At 43.4% G+C, this 17,099-nt stretch carries 15 protein-coding genes; 8 read left to right on the top strand and 7 right to left on the bottom strand.

All coding sequences use genetic code 11. The features are described 5' to 3' along the window. Positions 1-52: 52 nt before the first annotated feature. A complete protein-coding gene (locus B7P33_RS00365) occupies positions 53-1,858 on the bottom strand; it encodes a pyruvate kinase (protein ID WP_097439989.1) in 1,806 nt (601 codons plus the stop codon). A 142-nt stretch (positions 1,859-2,000) separates the two neighbouring features. Between B7P33_RS00365 and B7P33_RS00360 the strand changes: the two genes are divergently transcribed. From B7P33_RS00360 to trxB, 8 genes are all read left to right on the top strand, one after another. After that, positions 2,001-3,449, top strand: coding sequence for a hypothetical protein (locus B7P33_RS00360; protein WP_097439988.1), 1,449 nt, complete (start codon positions 2,001-2,003; stop codon positions 3,447-3,449). A gap of 84 nt (positions 3,450-3,533) precedes the next feature. Next, positions 3,534-4,847, top strand: coding sequence for a TolC family protein (locus tag B7P33_RS00355; RefSeq protein ID WP_097439987.1), 1,314 nt, complete (start codon positions 3,534-3,536; stop codon positions 4,845-4,847). 36 nt (positions 4,848-4,883) lie between these two features. After that, positions 4,884-5,966, top strand: coding sequence for an efflux RND transporter periplasmic adaptor subunit (locus tag B7P33_RS00350; protein ID WP_097439986.1), 1,083 nt, complete (start codon positions 4,884-4,886; stop codon positions 5,964-5,966). Between the two features lie 9 nt (positions 5,967-5,975). Then, positions 5,976-9,170 (top strand): efflux RND transporter permease subunit, encoded by a 3,195-nt coding sequence (locus B7P33_RS00345; RefSeq protein WP_097439985.1) that lies wholly within the window; start codon positions 5,976-5,978, stop codon positions 9,168-9,170. Then, entirely contained in the window at positions 9,170-9,478 is a 309-nt protein-coding gene (locus B7P33_RS00340; protein ID WP_097439984.1) for a hypothetical protein, read from the top strand. Before B7P33_RS00345 ends, B7P33_RS00340 begins: the two co-directional genes overlap by 1 nt. A gap of 60 nt (positions 9,479-9,538) precedes the next feature. After that, a complete protein-coding gene (locus tag B7P33_RS00335; protein ID WP_097440728.1) occupies positions 9,539-9,751 on the top strand; it encodes a YgaP family membrane protein in 213 nt (70 codons plus the stop codon). 85 nt (positions 9,752-9,836) lie between these two features. Beyond that, a complete protein-coding gene (gene galK / locus B7P33_RS00330) occupies positions 9,837-10,985 on the top strand; it encodes a galactokinase (protein ID WP_097439983.1) in 1,149 nt (382 codons plus the stop codon). Between the two features lie 94 nt (positions 10,986-11,079). After that, positions 11,080-12,042, top strand: a complete 963-nt coding sequence (gene trxB, locus B7P33_RS00325; protein ID WP_097439982.1) for a thioredoxin-disulfide reductase — start codon at positions 11,080-11,082, stop codon at positions 12,040-12,042. 57 nt (positions 12,043-12,099) lie between these two features. Here the strand turns inward: trxB and B7P33_RS00320 are convergent, their stop codons facing one another. The 6 genes from B7P33_RS00320 to B7P33_RS00295 form a co-directional block, all read right to left on the bottom strand. Beyond that, entirely contained in the window at positions 12,100-12,546 is a 447-nt protein-coding gene (locus B7P33_RS00320) for a hypothetical protein (RefSeq protein ID WP_097439981.1), read from the bottom strand. 101 nt (positions 12,547-12,647) lie between these two features. After that, entirely contained in the window at positions 12,648-13,697 is a 1,050-nt protein-coding gene (locus tag B7P33_RS00315; RefSeq protein ID WP_097439980.1) for a PLP-dependent aminotransferase family protein, read from the bottom strand. Position 13,698: 1 nt separating this feature from the next. After that, a complete protein-coding gene (locus B7P33_RS00310) occupies positions 13,699-14,709 on the bottom strand; it encodes a dipeptide epimerase (protein ID WP_097439979.1) in 1,011 nt (336 codons plus the stop codon). Between the two features lie 98 nt (positions 14,710-14,807). Beyond that, on the bottom strand, positions 14,808-15,524 hold the full coding sequence (locus B7P33_RS00305; RefSeq protein ID WP_097439978.1) for a DUF3307 domain-containing protein: 717 nt from the start codon (positions 15,522-15,524) through the stop codon (positions 14,808-14,810). Further along, positions 15,521-16,126, bottom strand: a complete 606-nt coding sequence (locus tag B7P33_RS00300) for a transcriptional regulator (protein WP_097439977.1) — start codon at positions 16,124-16,126, stop codon at positions 15,521-15,523. Before B7P33_RS00300 ends, B7P33_RS00305 begins: the two co-directional genes overlap by 4 nt. Before the next feature lie 239 nt (positions 16,127-16,365). Beyond that, complete coding sequence (locus B7P33_RS00295; RefSeq protein ID WP_097439976.1) at positions 16,366-17,088, bottom strand: head GIN domain-containing protein; 723 nt, start codon at positions 17,086-17,088, stop codon at positions 16,366-16,368. Positions 17,089-17,099: the final 11 nt, after the last annotated feature.

The raw sequence follows: 17,099 nt of genomic DNA, 5'->3' as shown, positions 1-17,099 counted from the left end.
AACCTCAAATATTTCCTACATACTTCTGGTGTTTTTTTTTAGAAATGGTAGTCTACCGATTACTTTTGGGTAATTTCTTTAAACTAGGCATCATTTTATGCGATTTCGACTGGTATTTTTCCATACCGCCCAGCATTTGATCCAAAAGTTTGATGGCCCCGGAGATATGGGGGCCTTTGTTTAACATAACACATTCCGCTTTCAGTGCCATAGTTACATCGGAAATCTCAGAGCGTGATGGTAGCCCGTTTTTGGCATAGTTTTCAAAAACTTGGGTGGCCCAAATAACGGGTACATGGGCAGCGGCACAAATACTAAGAATTTCTTGTTGTACCCAGCCGATTTTATCCCAACCCACTTCGATCGCCAGGTCACCTCGTGCTATCATAATCCCTACTTTCTTCATTTTCATGGCCTCAAGAAGAATATCGCCCAAATTGTTAAAAGCGGTTTTGGTTTCTATCTTTAGTACCACCCCTATGTTTTGTAATACCCCTTTCTCCCTCAAAATTTGTTGCAATTCTTTTACGTCTTGGGCAGAGTTCACGAATGAAAAGTTTATGACATGGGCATGGTCGGTAATAAAATCGAGGTCTTGTCGATCCTTTTTGGTGAGTCCGACCAAGGGCAAATCCGTATCCGGGAAATTAATGCCTTTATCGGTTTTTAGTTTAACCCCGCCGATTTTGGTAGTCTCTATTTTGATTATCATTTTTTTTGAGGAGGCGCGTATGACCCTGCCTTCGATTTTACCATCATCGAAAAACACCCTGTCTTGAATTCGAACATGTTTAAAAGGTACCGGCGAAGTACAACTGATCTGCGCCGGAATCGGTTGCCCCGATTCATGTAAACGGGCAGTTTTACCCCAGATTTGCTCTTTGTGGAGCACCAAAAGATCGCCACTTTGTAAGTGAATGGCCGTTTCCAAGTTTGGGAGATTCAAAATCTGGGTAACCTGACCATGACTTTGCAAACGCAGACCGGTTTCAAAATAGGTGGTTTGCATACCTTGTATTACCGCATGGTCTCCATGGTACTCCGTAACTATAAAACGTCTCTTTTTACCTCTAGCATCCCAAAGTTTAACCGTGTCGCCGATTTGGAGTTTTTTAATCCATTTTGTGGGTACGGGAATATCGTTGTGTGCCATTGGCGCCTCCGTTAGCCGCACCGTTGCCGGAATTTTAATGTTTCCGTAAACATCGCGCATGGGTTTGATCTTTCGAACCGCAGGGCCAGGGGTCATGGCTCCCGTACGCACTTTGGGCCCGGCGAGATCCATGCTTATGGTTACTTTTTTATCAAACTTGTCTTCAAGCGATTTGATCTGATCGATTATAGCTTTCCATTCCGCCGAAGTATCATGGGCGCAGTTTACTCGGGCCACGTCCATACCCTGCTGCATAAAAGCGGAAATTATTTTGGGGTTCGTAACACTTTCGCTGGGCATGGTAACCATAATACCAACCCTTCTTTTCGAGTCTATATCACCTAAAAGATCAGTGGTGTTATGGTGCAGCTTCAGTCTGTTTTTAGCACTTGGTATCTCAAAATTTAAATTAACTTTTTCCTTTTCCAAGAGTGCCGAAACGTGTTCACGGCTTTTTCGAAGTCCATCCAGCACATAAGATTCTGAACGCGCCAATCTAGATAGGCCCAATATTTCAAGTTTGCCTTGGGTTTTGGCAAGATCGATCTTTCGCAAAGCCAAATAATGCACTAGATTTTTGGTACTTTCGGTATGTGAAGGATGTGTTTTTTTGATTTTTTTTCGATAGGCCCTTTGGCTTTCTTCCAAAAAGAAAATAAGGGTCTCAAGTTGGGCATGCAGCTTTTTAAGCTGTTTGGTTTTCATAAATAGTGCACTTAAGCGAATAGGACATTGCGAACTGGTTTCAAGGAGTTAAATTAGCCAAAAATTGTCATGCTACGAATTCATATCCGTACATGTTCAAAAAATGGGTTAATCTGCTACTTTTAACCAAAACAAACCAACAATGAAGAAACTCACCTACTGTATTTTACTACTGCTTGCCTTTTTACCTGTATCTGCACAAATTACTGTCAACGATTTTAAAAACTCCCTTAAAACCACCCAACGCGATGTGCTAGGGATAGTGCCCTTTGAAAACCCGATAAACGGGCTTTATAATGTGGTTATCTTAGATACAAAAAGGGCCTATGCTTACCTTTTTGATGAGAATCACAACTTGGTAGATTCTTTAGCCACTGAAGACAGGGAAAGAAAGTATAAAAAAATATTAGGGTATAGCATTGCGAACGGACGAGATTTTAGGGCATATCTGACCAACGATAAAACAAACAGTTTTGCCATTGCCGACTTCAACTTTACAACCCGAACCGTGGGGTATAGACCCGTAAAGTTTAAATTACCCAAAGGTAAGATAATCCAAACCTTTACCTATGAAAATGTCTTTTATATAATGACATTGGCCAAGAATTCGTCGGTGGTCGAGTTTCATAAGTTTAATGGTAGTGACTATTCCGTGGTAAAAATGGATATGTCCGGAGAACTATTTATGGATGAAAATTCTAAGAGTACATCTTTGTATAGGGCATTTGGATCGGCATTAACAAATCCCATAGCTACAAAAATAGAACCAAGTACGCCGAACTCTATTGAGCAGTCGTCAAACGATAATAAGTTCTATATTTTCAACAACAAACTTTATCTTACCCTCGATATGAACCGAGCGGCATGCCAATTGATCGAGATCGACTTGGATTCGTTTTCATATAACCTAAAGCAGTATTACCACCCCAATCTAATTACGACAGGTTTTAAGAATACCTCTAATTCATTTTTGACCACGGAATATTTGTATTTACTCAATGCGAATAGTCAGCAAATGATCTTTCAGGTAATTGAACGGGAATCGGGTAATTTACTTAAAGAACTCAAAGCCAATAGAGACGAAGAAATTACCTTTATGAATACCCCGATAATACAGGAAGGGGGTACCTATGATAAGTATAGGGAATTGGATAAGACCAAACAATATTTACGAAAGTTGAGTGGCTCAAAACTAGGTATTTCACCTTATTTTTTAAATGGGCTGCATCTCATAACTTTTGGCGGTGTGAAGGAAACGGCCCAGGCCCCAATGATGATGCCTTTCGGAGGAATTCCCCTAGGCTCATTCGCGGTAGGCGGACTTACCTTTAATGCCTTTTTTAACCCGGCCTTTATGGCATATAATTCCTACGCCAATACAAAATCGACCTATTTTACTACAGTGCTCGATATGGATTTTGAGCATATAGAAGGGAAAGTGCCCGTTAATATGTACGATAAAATCGACACCTATTTAGACGATAATGCGGTTGAAATTCAAACTGTTTTTAAATACAGGGGAGGTATTTATGTCATTCATAAGCAAGGGAACAGTCCAAACTACAAAATGCTTCTTTTTAAAGATTACTAGTCGCTGATAGGGTACTAAAAGGTAACATTGGTTACTGACCCGCCTGCTTCACCTATCTATTTTTGCCATGTTAAATCGAAAAACATGTACAGAAATATATTCGTGTTGTTACTAGGGTTTTTGTGTCAGTATACTGTGGCACAAGAAATTCCGTTGACCAAGGCACAGGCTAAGGCCGCTGTTGCAGAAAAGAATCGATCTGTTAAAATGGCCCAACAAGATGTGGCCATGGCCAAAGGGGAATACAACCAGACCAATGCGGTATTATTGCCGGATATTAATGTATCGCATACCGGCATGGCCACTACCAACCCCTTAATGGCCTTTGGTTCTAAATTGAACCAAGAGATTTTGACCGCGGCCGATTTTGATCCAAACCGATTGAACGATCCGGATCAAATTGAAGATTTCGCTACCATATTAGAGGTAAACCAACCTTTGGTGAATTTAGATGGTATTTACCAGCGCAAGGCCGCGAAACAAAAGTGGCTAGCGACTGAAAAACAGCTAGAACGTACGGTAGATGGTATGCAACTTAAAGTGGCCAAAACCTATATGGAGCTGCAATTGGCCCACCAAACGCTACACGTATTGCAAACCACCCAAAAAGTGGTGAAAGAGAATGAGAAAATGGCCCAAGATTATTTTAATCAGGGTATGTTGCAAAAGGCCGATGTGCTGGCCGTATCGGTCAGGGCCACAGAGGTAGCCAACCAAGTGCAATATGCCAAAAGCCAAATAGCCAATACATCGGATCTCTTAAAAGAACTGATGGGATTGGATCAAGAAGGTCAAGTAATTCCGTTGGATTCCTTACAAGCCGTGGCTTTGGATAGCATCGGTAGTTTTACCGAATCTAGGGCCGATATCTTGGCGGTTAAAGATGTGGCCGCGGCCTATGGTTATAACCATAAGGCCGATAAAATGGGCTTTTTACCACGGTTGAACGCCTTTGGAAGGTTTGAAATGCACGATGACCAAATTTTCCAGGCCGATGCTTCAGGCTATTTATTCGGGGCCCAATTAAGTTGGAACGTTTTCGATGGAGCCAAACGAATCGGTAAAAAGCAACATAGTAAAGCAGCTTATGAAAAGGCCTCGATCCAATACGAACAGTATGTAGATCAAAGCCGGTTGGAATACCAAAAAGCCCTACGGGCCTTCGATGATGCCCAGAATAACGTGAACCTAGCCCGCTTGGCCATGGAACAATCGGGGGAAAGCCTTCGTATACGTACCAATCGCTTTAAGGAAGGTCTCGAGAAGACCACCGATTTTCTTTTGGCCGAAATGCAGTACGCGAATAAACAGTTGGCCTACCATAGGGCCATTTATGGTCATAATCTGGCCCAAGAATACTTGATTTTTTTAACGAAAACCTACACGGAAAACCAATAAACCGGAAGCTATTAAACGGTTTCAATAGTGAATATCATGAAAGCAAAAACAGTAAAACTTAGCATAATCGCCAGTTTGTTGGTGTTGGCTTCCTGTTCAGATAAGGCCGCCAAAAACAGAGCTATAGAAAATGAATCGGTAGTTGCTGTAAAAACGGCAAGAATCGGGGCGAATACCGACCAAGCCAATCTTTCGGCCAGTGGTAGGGTAGAGGCGGTGCAAAGTGCCAATATCAGTACCCGGATTATGGGGCATGTAGAGGCCGTAAAGGTAGAACTCGGTCAAAAAGTAACCAAAGGGCAATTATTGGCTAAAGTGGGTAACACCGATATGTCTGCCAAGTTGGCCCAAGTAAAAGCCAATGTGGTGGCCGCCGAGGCAGCCTATAAAAACGCGGAGAAAGATTATAAGCGTTTCGAGGCTTTGGTAGCCGCCAATAGTGCCTCTAAAAAAGAATGGGACGATATTTCTACACATTTCGAGGCGTCAAAGGCCCAATGGCAAGCCGCAAAACAAATGGAAAAGGAAGTAATGGGCCATTTGGCCTATAGCGACTTACGGGCCCCTTTTAATGGGGTTGTTACCAATAAGTTTGTAAAAGTTGGTGATTTGGCCAAGCCAGGAGTGCCTTTATTCGAAGTAGAGGCGCCCGGAGCATTTCAGGTGGTGGTGCGTATACCAGAGTCGCAGGTAAACCAATTCGATGCCCAGGGCCCCGTATCCATCTTTGTGAAATCTTTAGACAAGACCTTTGCCGGAAAAGTATTGGCGGCCAGTAGTTCGGCCAAGAATACCGGGGGGCAATATTTGGTAAAAATCAGTCTTGAAAAACCAAGTGACGATTTAAAATCCGGCATGTTCGTAAATGCCCATTTCAACAGTTTGGAAGCCGACAGGGCCGCAACGCTTTATTTGCCGGAATCGGCTTTGGTAAAACGTGGTCAGTTAACCGGTGTGTATGTGGCGAGCAGTCAAAATACCGCCCTACTACGATGGTTACGTCTAGGAAAACGTATCGATGGTAAGGCAGAAGTACTTTCGGGCCTTACCCAAGGCGAGACTTATATCGCATCATCAGAAGGGAAATTGTATAACGGAGCCCCGATAACGGTTCAATAAACCAAGCATATGCAAGAAGGAATAGCAGGTAAAATTGCCAAGGCGTTTATAGGCTCTAAGCTTACCGTCTTACTTATGATCGTGTTTATGGTCATAGGGGTTTATAGCTCGTTTTTAATACCGAGGGAAGAAGAACCCCAGATCGATGTGCCCATGGCCGATATTTTTGTCGGGTACCCCGGTGCCAGTCCTACGGAAGTAGAATCCCGGGTGATCAAACCCTTGGAAAAATTGATTTCCAACATCAAAGGGGTAGAATATGTGTACTCGACCTCAATGAAAGAACAGGGGATGGTTATTGTTCAGTTTTATGTTGGCGAAGATATAGAACGTTCCTTTGTGAAGTTGTACAACGAGCTGAACAAGCATATGGATCAAATGCCCAAAGGGGTTACCCCTCCTTTGGTAAAAACCCGTGCCATTGACGATGTACCTATGTTGGGACTTACCCTATGGAGCGAAAACTATGACGACTATCAGTTAAAGCAGATCGCTGGGGAACTTACCAACGAGATCGAAAAGGTCAACGATGTGTCCATAACCCAAAAGATAGGGGGGCGTGACCGTCAGATACGTGTGGTATTGGACAAGGATAAGATGGCCGGAAGCCAACAAGATTTCCTAACTGTTGCCCAAGCCATTAAGGCCAATAATGCCCAATTGGGTGCCGGTAATTTTATTAATAACGATACCGAGTTTTCGTTAAGTACGGGTAGTTTTCTGACCAGTGCCGAAGACGTAGGTAATCTAGTAGTTGGTACCTTTAACAACCAGCCGGTGTATTTAAAGCAGATTGCCGAGATCGTAGACGGGCCCGAACTGCCTCAGAATTATGTAAGCCTCGGATTTGGTCAGGCCAGTCCAAAGGCCCAAACCTATACGTCAGAATACCCGGCCGTTACCATTTCGGTGGCCAAACGCAAAGGGGCCGATGCCATGAAGATTTCCGATGTTATCTTAGATAAGATCGAACATCTAAAGCTAGATCTCATTCCCGATGATGTACATGTAGAGGTTACCCGAAATTATGGTGAAACGGCCTCGCAGAAAGTATCAGAATTGTTAATGCACTTGATCGGGGCCATTATAGCGGTGACCTTTGTGGTTATGTTGGCCATGGGTTGGCGTGGTGGTTTGGTGGTTTTTTTATCGGTACCCATCACCTTTGCCCTTACTTTGTTGAGTTATTATATGCTCGATTATACCTTGAATCGAATTACTTTGTTCGCTTTGGTATTCGTAACCGGTATTGTGGTAGACGATTCCATAATCATTGCCGAGAATATGCACAGGCATTTTAAAATGAAGCGTTTGCCCTTTAAAGATGCCGCCCTTTATGCCATAAATGAGGTAGGTAACCCCACCATTTTGGCCACCTTTACGGTAATTGCTTCCGTATTGCCCATGGCCTTCGTATCCGGACTAATGGGACCTTATATGTCGCCCATGCCCATTGGCGCCTCTATAGCTATGTTGTTATCCTTGTTCGTCGCCTTGACCATAACCCCGTATTTGGGTTTTATCTTCCTTAGGGAAAAAGAGAAGCATGGCAAAGAAAACAAACCGGAAGCCGAAATTGAAAAAGGTATCATATACAGATTGTACGAACGCTTCGAAAGACCCTTGATCGAAGAGCCCAAAAAACGTTGGATGTTCATTGGGGTTACCGTAGTGTTGCTAATGGGGTCGTTGGCCATGTTCTTTACCAAAAGTGTGGCCGTTAAAATGTTACCCTTCGATAATAAAAACGAATTCCAAGTGGTAATTGATATGCCCGAAGGTACTACCTTAGAGCGTACGGCGGCCGTGGCCCAAGAGATTTCCAGCTATGTTTCTAATAGGCCAGAAGTTATCGATTATCAAAGTTATGTTGGGGCATCGGCACCCATTACCTTTAACGGTTTGGTAAGGCATTATGATCTTAGGGGGGGGAGCAATATGGCCGATATTCAGGTGAACCTTACCGATAAACACGACCGTTCTGCCCAAAGTCATGGTATTGCCAGTTCTTTTCGAGGGCCTATCCAAGAAATTGCCCAAAAGTTCGGCGCCAATGTAAAAATAGTTGAGGTACCACCCGGTCCTCCAGTATTGTCTACCATCGTAGCCGAGATCTATGGTCCCGATTATGACGGACAAATGAGGGTGGCCGAACAAGTAAAGGACATATTGCACAACACCGACGATGTAGTGGATATAGATTGGATGGTTGAAGATGACCAGCAAGAATATCTTTTTGATATCGATAGGGAAAAGGCCATGTTGTATGGTGTAGCACCCCAGCAAATTAGTCACGCCATAAATATGGCCATGGCGCACAGGGCGGTAACCCATGTCTATAAAGAGGAAGCCACAGAACAAATAGGCTTGTTCTTAACCCTGGATGAGTCTGAAAAAGCGACCCTAGCCGATATTTCGAGGATCCAACTAAAATCGCAACAGGGCCAAATGGTGGCCATAGGCGATTTGGTCGATATTCAAAAGGGTACCAAGGCAAAGAGTATTTATAGAAAAAACCAGAAACGCGTAGTTTATGTTATGGCCGATATGGCAGGGGCACTCGAAAGCCCGGTCTATGCTATTTTAGGGATGTCGGATAAATTGGCACAAATTCCCCTGCCTAAAGGTTATACCTTGGATGAGCTGTATATAAAACAACCCGATTTCGAAGATAACTATACCGTAAAATGGGATGGGGAATGGCAGATAACCCTAGAGGTTTTCCGCGATTTGGGTATTGCGTTCCTAGGGGTGATCGTTATTATTTATATGCTTATCGTGGGCTGGTTCCAAAACTTTAAGGCACCAGTGGTAATGATGGTGGCCATACCGCTTTCTATGGTTGGTATTGTATTAGGGCACTGGTTAATGGGGGCTTTCTTTACCGCGACTTCTTTTATTGGTATGATCGCTTTGGCCGGGATCATGGTAAGAAACTCGGTCTTGTTAATCGATTTTGTCAATTTAAGGGTGGCCGATGGGGTGCCTTTAAAACAAGCCGTAATCGAGGCAGGTGCCGTTCGTACCACGCCAATATTGCTAACGGCGGGTACTGTGGTAATTGGGGCATTTGTTATTCTATTCGATCCTATTTTCCAAGGTTTGGCCATTTCACTTATGGGAGGTACGATCGCTTCTACCATTTTAACCCTATTGGTAGTACCCTTGGTGTACTACTTAATCGAACGTAAAAAACATCGCTAATGAAGTTGGTTTTGATAACGGCAGTTGCCGAGTATAAAGAATCCGTCTGTGATTTGTTCAAGGAAGCAGGTATAGATGCCTACAGTAGTTCGGATATAGATGGGCATAAAGACCTACCCGAAGTTTTACTTAGTTCAAATTGGTTTAGCGGAGGCACCCAAGCAGGGATGGATTCCATGCTCTATTTTTCATTTGCCCAAAAAGAGAAAGTGGGTAAACTTTTGGGGGCCGTAAGGCAATTCAATGCAGAAAAGGCTGGTCATAACCCTTTACATGCGGCGGTAGTACCAATTGAGGAATATGTCTAATTGGGGTTTAAAACGTGTCGAAAAGTTTCAAAAAGAATAAAAAAAATAAAAAAGAATACCATGTCACAAGCTTGTAGTACGACAACGCCTTTAAACAGGGCCATTAAAGCCATAGCAGGTACATTTATCATAATCAGTGTGCTTTTGGCTATGTTTGTCAATGAAAATTGGCTTTGGTTTACCCTTTTCGTAGGGGCAAATTTATTGCAGTCTTCCTTTACGAAGTGGTGTCTAATGGAAGACATACTTAAAAAGTTGGGTGTAAAAGATTAAATTATCCATGTTTCACTGGTAGGGTGTGGTAGGGTCAGACGGGTCTAAGTTGTATTTTCGCCATCGTATTTTGTAAAGTATAATTATGTCCCCGTTCGTACCCTTACATTTTCAGCCAAACCTTGTCATCTGGGCCCCCGGACGTATAAACTTAATAGGAGAGCATACCGATTATAATTTAGGGTATGCATTGCCCATGGCCATAGATAAAGGCATCCGGTTCGGGTTTTCGAAAAATGGTTCCCAATCCGTTTGCCGCATTTATAGCCGTGATCAAGAAAACGTGCTGGAAGTAGATCTAGAACACCTAGAGCCATCCCCAATTCAATGGGAGAACTATATCTTGGGGGTTCTTAAAGGCATACGGGATAAAGGGGGTACATGCTCTGGGTTCGATTGTGTATTTGAAAGTAATCTACCCATGGGTGCCGGAATGAGTTCGTCGGCTGCCTTGGAATGTGGAATGGCGTATGGGGTTAATGAGTTGTTCGATATAGGTTTGGACAATTCCCAATTGATGAAGATAGCCCAAAAGGCCGAACACCATTTTGTGGGAACCCAATGTGGCATTATGGATCAGTTTGCCTCTATAATGGGCAAAAAAGATCATGCCATGCTGTTGGATTGTCAAAACTTGGCCTATAACTATGTGCCTCTGGATCAAACTAATCATAGTTTTTTATTGCTAAACACCCATGTCTCACATAATTTGGCCGAAAGTGCGTATAACGAACGCCGGGCTCAATGCGAGTCGGTGGTGGCCTATTTTGCCCAAAAAGACACCCATATCGCTTCCCTTCGGGATATTTCAATGGAACAGTTAGAAGCGGCCCGTGAAGAAATCTCAGAATTGGCATTTACACGAGCTAGTTATGTACTACGAGAAAACCAGAGGGTACATGCTATGGTGAACTGCCTTTCCCAAGGTGCCATTCAAAAAGCGGGCGATTTGTTGTTCCAAGCACATTGGGATCTCTCTAAAGCCTATGAGGTAAGTTGTCCTGAATCCGATTTTTTGGTCGAATTTGCGCAAAACGACCCTGTGGTTCTCGGGGCCAGGCAAATGGGGGGTGGTTTTGGTGGCTGTGTGCTCCACTTACTTCCCAATGCAGAAATAGCCGCTTATATAGCTAGAGTCACCAAGGCCTACAAGGCAGCGTTTCAAATAGAATTGTCGGCCTATACCACAAAAGCGGAACAAGGTGTACATTGCCTTACCACAGATCATTTGTAATTTGTTATAGTGCTATACGTACTTACTATGGGGTGGACTGATATTTATATCCTAGATCCATTACATTTGCGTACAATAATTTGATTTACATACTATGTCAGATACGATAGAACGATTAAAAGTCTTGATTATAGGTTCTGGGCCTGCCGGATATACGGCTGCCATTTATGCCGCTCGGGCCGATCTTAAACCCGTTATGTATACCGGTATGGAGCCCGGAGGGCAATTGACCACCACTACAGAGGTCGATAACTTTCCTGGTTACCCAGAGGGTATCGATGGACCAACTATGATGGTACAACTTCAGCAACAGGCCGAACGTTTCGGAACTGAAGTACGGATAGGTATGGTTACCGAGGTAAGTTTGAGTGATGTACCTGGGGGTATTCATAAAGTTACGGTCGATAATGGTAGTGTTATCGAGGCCGAAAGTATCGTTATCGCCACTGGGGCCACGGCTAAATACCTTGGTTTGGAAAGCGAGCAACGCTTACGTGGTGGTGGAGTCTCGGCCTGTGCCGTATGCGACGGTTTCTTTTATAAAGGACAAGATGTAGCCATAGTAGGAGCGGGTGATACTGCGGCCGAGGAAGCTACTTATTTGGCCAAGATCTGTAATAAAGTAACCATGTTGGTGCGTAAAGATCATATGCGTGCCTCTAAAGCCATGCAGCACCGTGTTAACTCTATGGAAAATATTGAGGTACGTTATAATACCGAGGTAGATGAGGTTTTGGGTGAGCAGGTGGTAGAAGGGCTTCGAATGAAGAACAACCAAACCGGGGAAACCGAAGAAATCGATATTACCGGTATTTTTATCGCTATCGGACATAAGCCCAATACCGACATTTTTAAAGGGCAATTGGAAATGGATGATGCCGGATACTTGATTACCGAGGCGGGTACTACCAAAACCAATAAACCTGGGGTATTTGCCAGTGGCGATGTACAGGATAAGGAATACCGCCAAGCCATTACGGCTGCAGGTACAGGTTGTATGGCGGCTTTAGATGCTGAACGCTATTTAGTTAGTGTGGCCACGGAAGCTGAAGTTTAATAGCAACAATATGTCATAAAAAAGCCCGGATCTGAATGATTCGGGCTTTTGTGTTTTTCAACGAATCCGTTTGTAATTTTCAGAGGTCGTCCTGTTTCCATCTTCATCTAGGGTGATTTGGCTATACGTATCGTCGTGATAGTCCAATTCAAAGGTGAAGGTGCGATGGTTTTTCATAATATCCATCATTTTGGACGAGGCGTATTCCAGGGTTTCAGTCAGTGTACTTTCGTCTGCGGAAAAGGTCCCATATCCAAACCACTCCACAGAATCTTTTGGGGCATGTCTGGTCCACATCACCCTACCATGGGCATACATTTTGACTTGTCTATATCCGTCTACCGGTAAAATGGTATCCGTTATGTTTACCCCATCATAGGAGTAAAAACTGACCAACTCCCAATTCCCATCCATAAAGGAATCGGTTTTTAGGCTGGTGGGGCGGCTACTGGTGGCGGAAATTAAAAGTACCGCCAGAATGGATATTCCAATTAATTTTCTCATTCCAGTGTTTTTATGTTAAACGGTCGACTTTTCAAATAAGATAGTAAAAAATTAACATATTAACAATAAAAACGCTTGAAAACTACATAGTTGTTATTTTTTTAATCGAAATATTGATTTATGCTTTTTGCTAAGTAGGTGATGTCAGAAGGTAAATGATAGCCCGATATAACAATCCTGCTAGAAATAGGTCTTTCATTGGCGGGGTAGGGGAAATGGGTAACTATTATGCCATTTTCCTTGAGATGGTAACTGAGGTCTTCGTTAATGTAATTATAGGAGGTTAGTTCGGGTATTTGCCCTATTTTGTCGGTATGCCTGCATTCCGATTCAAATTGCTTTACCCTATTAAAAGTAATTTGCCTTTGGATACTATAAATAGTTTCGGAAGCGGTTAGGGTGGCCATGGCGGCCGGGGTGGCCGGACTCGCTCCGGCAAAGAAAGGCATTTGTTTTAGTTGGTCTATGCGATACTGGGTCCCAAAAACGGCACCCGCCTGAATGCCATAACCTTTACCCAAAGAACTGCAGACTACTAATTCTTTAGGTGTAAAACCTTCTAATATCGAATAACTTCCCGAGCCTTTATGTCCTAAAACCCCGAGCGCATGTGAATCGTCTGCTACGATAATTACACGACTTACATCAATAGCCTTTAGCCATGAAAAATGTGGGAAGTGGTGACCTTTAAAATCGACACTGTCCAAAAACAAAACAGCTTGTTTTGTTTCGTCTTGGTTGTGAAAATCGGTTAAGGCGGCTACCAAACTTTTATGGGTGTCAAAACTCTTTATGTTCGGAGCTGTTAGGGCTGGATGTGATCCCGGGGCATGAAAAAGCTGAAATCCACTGCCACTAAAGTGTTGTAAAACCCATTGTCCGGCCAAATAACCAGATGAAACGGTGGCACAGGACGGGCTACCTACCCATTGAGCCAAAAGGTTTTCGGCTTGTTCATACACGTTAAAACGTACATTCGCATTACGCGAGGCCCCATAATTGGTTCCAAATCGCTCAATTTGCTTAATGTGTATATCTTTAAAAGCTTTGTGGGTTTGAAGCCCAAGGTAGGCCGTACCCCCAAAATAAAGGTATTCTTTGCCCTGGTGAACGATAGACCTTCCGGGAAATTGATCTAACGGAATGTTCATCTTACAACAAACTTATGCCACTTCCTGGCTTGGTCGGAAAAACGACGGAACCGTCGGGGTTCATAGAAACCCCCGTTGCAATTTCTTCGGCCAATAGCATGGCACCATCCATATCTACATAATCCAATTGGGGCAAGAGCTGGGCAATGGCCGAAATACCTACGGTAGATTCGGTCATACAGCCTACCATAACCTGTAGACCGAGGTCTTTGGCTTGTTTTATCATCCGTCTGGCCGGGGTAAGTCCCCCACATTTGGTAAGTTTAATATTGATGCCGTTAAAGTGCATACCACATTTTTCTACATCGGATTCCAGAATACAGCTTTCATCGGCAATAATGGGGAGTACGGTATTATGGGCAACGAGCTCCATGCCTTCCCAATTATCGGCCTTTAAGGGTTGCTCAATGAATTCGACCCCTAATTCCTTAAGGGCTGGGGCGTTTTTTATAGTTTCTTCCGGGCTCCAGGCACAATTGGCATCTACACGAAAAATGGCATCGGTATGTTGACGTAATTCCGTTACAATACGTACATCTTCGTCCGTACCTAGTTTAATCTTATAAATAGGCCAGGGCACTTCTTTCATTTTGGCCACCATTTTTTCTATGGTATCTATGCCAATGGTATAGTTGGAGATAGGGTAACGACTGGTATCGGTACCCCAAATTTCATAAAGGGGTTTGTCTTGTAATTTTCCGTAGAGGTCATTGGCTGCAAGATCCAAGGCACAAATGGCAAAATTGCTCAGTCCTTCATTGACCAAAAAAGCATGGAACCGCTCTGGGCTGTCCATGTCGAATGCTTCGATTTTGGGTCGTATGGCATTGATTTCCTCTTGCATACTGGCCACCGTGATACCGTAATAGGGGTTATCGGTGGCTTCGCCATATCCGATCTTGCCGTTTTGGGCCAAGGAAACGATTATAGTGTCTTGATTGGTATAAGATTCTCGAGAAATGGTAAATACATGTTTCAGGGGAATGGTGTAGCCCTTTAAGCCTAAGTCCATGGTGTTCGATTTAAAGGCTAATATAACGATTCGCTTTTAGGGTAGGGGAACGGAATCGGGCTAAAATGATACGGGTAAAAAAGAAAAGTGTGTTTCCCTTAAATGATTTTCGAGAGGTACAAGTATCCCAACCCAATAAAAATAGCTAAGGCAAAACTGAGCAAGGTACCGATAAGGATGTATTCGGTCAGTTTTCGGTCTTTGGCCCGGGAAAGGTCACCGAACCTAAAAACCGATTTGGCCGCAATTAGTAGTCCTATGGCGCCCCATTGGTTCAAGAGAATGAAGGTGAAAACGAAAATGCGTTCGAGTATGCCAATGTATTTCCCGGCATCGGCCAGGGAGTCCTCCGATTTGTCTTCGGCCAAATCCCATTTGCCCATTATGGTCTTCATAAGAATGGCGGAGACATAGGTGATACCCAATAGAGAAAGCAGTAAGAGTAAAGCCTCACTGGAATATAGCTGTTCAAACGAAAGTTGGAAAGGGTACTGAAAATGTACCATCAAAGCAATTACCAAAAGATGTGCGATTTGGTCACCAACAAACAAAAGACGGTCATTTAGCTTCCCATCAAGTTTGATTTTGATATAGTCGATACCCAAATGGCTAATCACTATAGTAAGGATGATAAACCATAACGCCCCTTGGAATTGGAGAAGTAGCAATAAGGCGAGTAGGTGTACCAGGCCATGGAAATAGAAAAACTTGGTTCTTAGGCCATGTTTCTTTTTAGCCGCAACCCATTTGCTGGGTTGTAGTACAAAATCGCCCAACATGTGGGCAATGAGCAGTTTTAGGGCCAAAAGCATCATAATTTGGAAATGTTTTTTACATAATAGGCATTCATGGCCATGATCTCGTCAAAACCACCGCGTTTAAGTGCTTTACTGGTATTACTTTGGGTATGGTTTAGTAGTTGGGCCAATTGGCTTTGATTTTTATCGGGGTTTTCCAGGGCTACCTTTATTGTTTTTGATACCGGACTACTCCAATGATCTATGGTTAAAAGTGCTAAACCGAACATGGTGTTCAAGCTATCGTTTAATTGGGGCTGATCGGTTTTAATGGCTAGGGTCTGTGTTTTTAAAGATTCGAAACATGCACCTGAATTCACAAATGCTTGGCCGTTGGATTCAGTGATTTTTTGGGCTTCAAATTGAAATGTTCCTATGCCAATTCCCATACGTGCATCATGGAGTTTGTTTTGTTTAATACTGGCTTTAATGTGCAGGGCGGCGGTTAGGGCTTTCTGTGGGGCAATGGCCAGTTGAAAACTATCACCTCGGTAAACATCCCAATCTTTTGGCGAACTACCATACTGTTGTAAAGTGTCTTTTAGTATGTTTAGCCATTCCTTGGGTTCGCCATCCCTAGATTTAATAACATCACCGGTTATTACCGCAATAGATTTCATGGAATTGATTTAGTATCAAATGTTCGAATATAACCAAATAAGGTTATATTTCAAAATATTACCATTATCGGTAATATTTCATATTATTACCAAATACGGTAATACAATGAAGGTCGTCGTTTAAAGGGTATTCTTTAGGCTACTGAAATGACATAAAAGGCAGTATAAAAACAAAACCCCCACGCTAATAGCATGGGGGCTTCCACTTATAAATAATCAACTTGAAGAAAATCCGATAGTTAATTTTTGCGAACACTGCCCGATGCGGACTTGTTCTTTTGTACCGAAGGTTCGCCTGAATAGCGTATGTCGGCCCCAGAGGTGGCTTCGGCAATAAGCTCATCGCTTACGTTAACCGAGATATCGGCACCGCTACTGGCATCGGCATGGCACACTTTGGCTTCTAAGCCCATGGCCTTGATATCCGATCCACTGCTCGATTCGGCATCCAACAATTGGGTTTTACCACTGATACGAATATCGGCCCCACTGCTTGAGTCGGCATGGATCTCGTCGGCCATTACATCTACCCTCAGGTCAGAACCACTACTGGCACTAAGGTTTACCTTATCTACCTCTAAGGTGTTCTCGCTAACTAGGTCGGCCCCGCTAGAACTTTCCAAACCGGTGATTTCCGGAAGGGTCACGTAGATTTTTTTGGTGGCCCTACCAATATTCCGTTCGGCATGTACCCGTAGTTTACCATTGCTGATATCGGTACGGATCAGGTCAATGATATTGTCATCGGCCTCTACTTTAATACTACTTTCTTTGCCCTGACTTACAAAAACGTCAAGTCCTTCGGCAGCAGAAACCACGGTAAAGTCTTCATAAACCGAACGGGTCTCGGAAACTACATTACCATTACCCCTTTCGCCATTGCCAAAGTTCATGTCAAAGGCGCAGGAAGAAGCGGCGAGAGCCAAAGCTATGGCGATCAATACTCTTACGATTGCTGTCATGATTGTTGTTT

It is taken from the genome of Sediminicola luteus, assembly GCF_002514735.1.
Taxonomy (GTDB): Bacteria; Bacteroidota; Bacteroidia; order Flavobacteriales; family Flavobacteriaceae; genus HQA918.
This window is presented reverse-complemented; position numbering and strand designations above follow the sequence as displayed.